A 5,243-nucleotide genomic window follows, 5' to 3' on the forward strand; every position below is an offset into this window, starting at 1 on the left:
CTCTACGGTCTGGCGCAGGCCCGCAAGGGCATCACCACTAAAGGAAAGGCGCTTCTGACCGAAGGATATATGGACGTGCTCACGCTGCACCAGTTCGGCTACGACAACGCCGTGGGCGTGCTGGGCACGGCGCTCACCCCGGAGCAGATCAAGCGCCTTTCCGGCTTCACCTCCCGGCTGGTGCTGCTGTTTGACGGCGACCGCGCCGGACGCAAGGCGGCCCTGCGTTCCTGCGAAATGCTGCTGACCCGCGGGCTGGCCTGCACGGTGGTGCTCATGCCCGACGGTGAGGACATCGACAGTCTGTTGCGCGCGCAGGGGCCGGAGGCCTTCGAGGCCCTGCTGGACAAGGCTCCGGACGGCCTGCGCTTCTGCGTGGACGTGCTGCGCACGCTGGCCCCGCGCGAGACCGTGGAATGGGCGCGCCATTTCCTTGCGCAGGTGGAGGTGCCGGAGCTGCTCAGTCAGTACGCCTCGCGGCTGGCCACCCATCTGCAGCTTTCGGAGGAGCTGCTGCGCGAGGGCCTTACCCTGCGCCGCCCGGCGGGACAGCCCCCCGCCGCCCGCCCGGCGGAACGGCAACGCCGGAACATGCGCGACGTACAGATCATGCTTTTTGCCGTGCGCTATCCGCAGCGCCTCAACGATTTGCGGAACATCGGCGCGGACCTTGCCCTGCAGTCGGCATCGGCCCGCGAGTTTTGGGATGCTCTTGAGCAATGGGGGCCGGAAGAGGCGCCCTATCATCTCAATGAGCGACAGAGAAAATTCTGGTTCGATCAGCGCGAAGGCCCGCACGCCGCCCCGCTTGATTCGGGCGATAACGAATTCCAGTGCCTGAAAGAGCACTTGGACGCCTACTACGCTTCCGCGCAAAAGTCCTCTGTTTCCGCTGCCTTACAAAAAAATGTCGGCACAGGTGACTTTGCGGCGGATTTGGAGTATCTTCGCGCGTTGCAGGAAACTAGGGAGAAGCGGAATGAACAATCTTAAGGAAATCCAGCAGATACAATCCCTCATTGCCAAGGGCAAGGATTCGGGCTTTCTGACCTTTGACGAGGTCACCAAGGCCCTGCCCGTGGAAATGAATACCCGCTTCGAGGAGATCATCGGCATCTTTGAAGAGCTGGAAATCGTCATCGTCGATTCGGAAAAGGAAGGCAAGAAGATTGCCGCCACGCCGACCGAAGTGGACGACGACGATGTGGGCAACCTCGACCTTGTGGATGACGAGGAATCCGCGGACTACTCCTCCCGCAGCACCGACCCCGTGCGCATGTACCTGCGTGAAATGGGCGCCGTGCCCCTGCTTGACCGCGACGGCGAGGTGGTCATCGCCAAGAAGATCGAGCTGGGCGAACAGGATGTGCTCTACGCCCTGGTGGAAGTGCCGGTGGCCGTGGAAGAGCTCATCAACGTGGGCGAAGACCTGCGCCAGAACCGTATCAAGCTCAAGGACGTGGTGAAGACCATCGAGGAGGACGACCCCAGCGAGGACGAAATGAACCAGCGCTCGCGCGTCATCCTCCTCCTGGACGAGATCAAGGCCGTCTACAAGAAAAAACGCAAGATCTACAAGAAGCTGGACGACTGCAACACCCTTGAGCGCCGCGTGACCTCCACGCAAAAGGAGATCATCAGCTACAAGGAAGAGATCGTCACCCGCCTGCGGGACATCAAGCTGGAAAAGACCCTTATCGACCGCATCATCGAAACGGTGGAGGACTACGTCCGCCAGATGCACAACTGCCAGCGCGATCTTTCCGCCTACATCCTTTCCACCGGCCGCACCCAGCAGGAGATCCAGGCCGTGTTCGACGGTCTGGAAAAACGCGAGGTCAATCCCAACGACGCCGCGCGCGACCTCGGCCTTTCCGTGGATGAGCTCTTCTCCTTCAAGGAGATGATCCTCGGCAAGATCGAGATCCTCAAGCGTCTGCAGGAAAAGTGCTGCCACAACGTCAACGATCTGGAAGAAGTGCTCTGGCGCATCAAGCGCGGCAATACGGCCGCCATGCGCGCCAAGCAGGAGCTCATCCGCTCCAACCTGCGCCTTGTGGTCTCCATCGCCAAGAAGTACACCAACCGCGGCCTGCAGTTCCTCGACCTCATCCAGGAAGGCAACATCGGCCTCATGAAGGCCGTGGACAAGTTCGAGTACCAGCGCGGCTACAAGTTCTCCACCTACGCCACCTGGTGGATACGGCAGGCCATCACCCGCGCCATCGCGGATCAGGCCCGCACCATCCGTATCCCCGTGCACATGATCGAGACCATCAACAAGCTCATCCGCACCTCCCGTTACCTCGTGCAGGAACTGGGCCGCGACCCCACGCCGGAGGAGATAGCCGAACGCATGGAATACCCCGTGGAAAAGGTCAAGAAGGTGCTCAAGATCGCCAAGGAGCCCATCTCGCTGGAAACGCCCATCGGTGACGAAGAAGATTCCAGCCTCGGGGATTTCATCGAGGACAAGAAGGCCGTGGCCCCGGCCGAAGAGGTCATCAACACCAAGCTCAGCGAGCAGCTCGCCGCCGTGCTGGCCGACCTCACCCCCCGCGAGGAGCAGGTGCTGCGCAAACGCTTCGGCATAGCCGAAAAGAGCGACCACACCCTTGAGGAAGTGGGCCGCCTCTTCAACGTCACCCGCGAGCGCATCCGGCAGATCGAGGCCAAGGCCCTGCGCAAGCTGCGCCATCCCGTGCGCAGCCAGACCCTGCGCACCTATTACGACAACTGATGCGTCCTTTCTGACGGTCGTCCGTCCCTGCCGAAGCGCCTCAGCGGCCGTATGCGGCGGGGCGGACGCCCAGTCCGGAAAAGCGTACGGCGGACGTGCCGGGATTTCGCCGAACGCGGCAGGCCCTTGCCGAAACAGCCCGGCAGCGCCTTTTCGGCCAAGGTCTTTCCGGCATGCCGACCCGCCGGAACAGCGTCTTTCAACCTCCAGAGGCTGCCCATGTCCGTTTCGTCCTTCCTGCCCGGATGCCTGCTGCGTCGTCTGCCGTTGTCGCTCCTGCTTGCCGCCCTGCTCTGCGCCTCTCCCGTCATGGCGCGGGATCAGGCCCCGCCGTCCGGCGCGGCACTTGTTGCCGACGCCCGGGACAGCGCCCCCGAAGACGTTGCCGACGCTCAGGAAGTCCCCGCCGCACAACGCCCCGTCCTGCCGCCCCATGCGGCCGCCCCGGAGGCTGCCGTGGCCGCCTGTCTGGACGGGGACACCCTCAAGCTCACCAGCCGCCGTACCGTCCGGCTGGCGGGCATCGACACGCCGGAAATGGGCAGGCGCGGCAAACAGCCGCAATACTATGCCCGCGAGGCGCGCGAACTGCTCAACGAACTTTCCCGCGGACAGGATGTCGTCCTCTATCAGCCCTCCGACAAACAGCAGGACAAATACGGACGGCTCATTGCCGACGTCTGCCTGCCGGACGGGCGCTCCCTCAATGCCCTTATGCTGGAAGCCGGGGCCGCCTTCTTCTATCCCCATGCCGATCTTGATCCGGACTATCAGGCCTGGCTCAAATCCCTTCAGGCGACCGCCATTCATGAACGGCGCGGCATGTGGGCCTGGCTGCTCACCCAGCCCGTTGCTCTCAAGAGCTATACCGGCAACAAGGAAAGCCGACGCTTCTTCCCTGCCGCCTCGCCGGACGCGCAGCGCATCAAGCCGCGCAACCGTGTGCATTTCGGCACGCTCATGGACGCTTTTCTGGCCGGATACGCCCCGGTGCGCCGCACCAATCCCTGGCCTGACGCGGAGGAAAAATGATGCGCGAGCGCTCCGACCAGCAGCCCCTTGCGCGGGAGACCGCGCTGGTGGTCTTTTCCGGCGGACAGGATTCCGCCACCTGCCTCGCGTGGAGCCTTGCCCGCTTCGGCCGGGTGCTGACGCTCGGTTTCGACTACGGACAGCGGCATCACGTCGAGCTGGAATGCCGTCGCCGGGTACGGGAGGCCCTTGCCGCCCTTTCGCCCCGCTGGGCCGAGCGTCTGGGTGAGGACGTGCTGCTGACCCTGGATACCTACCGCCAGTGCGGCGAAAACGCGCTGACCGCCACCGGGACGCCGGACGCCGCCCCCCTCGGCGCGACCGCCGCCGACGGCCTGCCCAACACCTTCGTGCCGGGCCGCAACCTGCTGTTCGGCCTCCAGGCGGCCATCTGGGCCTACGGGCGCGACATCCGCCATCTGGTGCTCGGCGTCTGCCAAAGCGATTCCTCCGGCTATCCCGACTGCCGGGACGACAGCATCAAGGCGCTCCAGCTTGCCCTCAATCTGGGCATGGACGCCCATTACGTCCTCCACACGCCGCTCATGTGGCTGGACAAGTGCGGGGCCTGGCAGCTTGCCGAACAGCTCGGCGGCACGGCGCTCGTGGACGCCATCGTGGAAGAGAGCCACACCTGCTATGCCGGGGATCGCGGCGTCCGCCACGACTGGGGCTACGGCTGCGGCGAATGCCCCGCCTGCCGCCTGCGCGCCCGCGGCTATGCCGCCTACAAAGCCGCCGGCGCGGACGCGCAGGGAGCGCCCCGTGCCTGAACGCCGCCGCCTCAGCGCCGCCGAAGGCGTGCGGGCCGCCTGCATCCTCTTTGCCCTGAATACGGAACAGGACGCCATCCTGCACATGCTCCGGCACTGCGGCTTCCCGCCCGAACTGCTCCAGCGGGACGCCGCCGCCCTGTGCACGGAATGGCGGGCCTTCGTCCATGCCGCCGTGACGGCGGCCCTCATGCAACATGCGCCCTCGGAAGTGGTGCTGGCCTACCTGCGCCAGACCCATCAGCTCCTGCGCCCGGAAAACGCCGACGCCGCCCCTCCGCGAGCCGAGGCCGCCCCGGACGACCGCACGACGGACGAGGACGCGCCCCGCGCGGACCTTGATCGCTTCGTGGACGGCCCCTTTGCCGCCTACATGCCCCTGCTGGCCCAGGGCGGCCCGCAGGGCTGCCCCGCCCTCTTCTACCGCCGGACGGGCGCGGCCCAGCCGCACGCGGAAGCCCTGGCCGTACAAGCCCGCCTTGCGGCCGTCATGGCCCTCCTCATCAGCACGCTCAACGACAAGCTCGACAGCTACGACATCCAGCCGGAAAACAGCTGAGGCCCCTCTTCCCGTACGGCCCTCACAGAGCCTGTGACGCTATTCGCTGCTTGTTTGGGGGGAAGGGGAACCCCCCCCCCCGCGCGGGGGGGGGGTCCCCCGCCCCCCCCCCCCCCCCCCCCCCCCCCGCCGCGCTTTT

The 5,243-nt window shown here is 65.5% G+C and carries 5 protein-coding genes; all 5 read left to right on the forward strand.

All coding sequences use genetic code 11. The features are described 5' to 3' along the window. A partial coding sequence (locus tag Q0K00_RS11240; protein ID WP_297229577.1) for a toprim domain-containing protein occupies nt 1-993 on the forward strand: 993 nt, incomplete at its 5' end. Continuing rightward, a complete protein-coding gene (rpoD, locus tag Q0K00_RS11245; protein ID WP_297229579.1) occupies nt 980-2,740 on the forward strand; it encodes an RNA polymerase sigma factor RpoD in 1,761 nt (586 codons plus the stop codon). The genes Q0K00_RS11240 and rpoD, both read left to right, overlap by 14 nt. A gap of 219 nt (nt 2,741-2,959) precedes the next feature. Then, nucleotides 2,960-3,772 (forward strand): thermonuclease family protein, encoded by an 813-nt coding sequence (locus tag Q0K00_RS11250; RefSeq protein ID WP_297229580.1) that lies wholly within the window; start codon nt 2,960-2,962, stop codon nt 3,770-3,772. Beyond that, nucleotides 3,769-4,545 (forward strand): 7-cyano-7-deazaguanine synthase QueC, encoded by a 777-nt coding sequence (gene queC, locus Q0K00_RS11255; protein WP_297229583.1) that lies wholly within the window; start codon nt 3,769-3,771, stop codon nt 4,543-4,545. The genes Q0K00_RS11250 and queC overlap by 4 nt, the downstream gene beginning before the upstream one ends. Beyond that, nucleotides 4,538-5,104: a serine/threonine protein kinase gene (locus tag Q0K00_RS11260; protein ID WP_297229585.1), complete on the forward strand. Its 567-nt coding sequence runs from the start codon at nt 4,538-4,540 to the stop codon at nt 5,102-5,104. The genes queC and Q0K00_RS11260 overlap by 8 nt, the downstream gene beginning before the upstream one ends. Nucleotides 5,105-5,243: the final 139 nt, after the last annotated feature.

It is taken from the genome of uncultured Desulfovibrio sp. (assembly GCF_944327235.1).
Lineage (GTDB): Bacteria > Desulfobacterota > Desulfovibrionia > Desulfovibrionales > Desulfovibrionaceae > Desulfovibrio.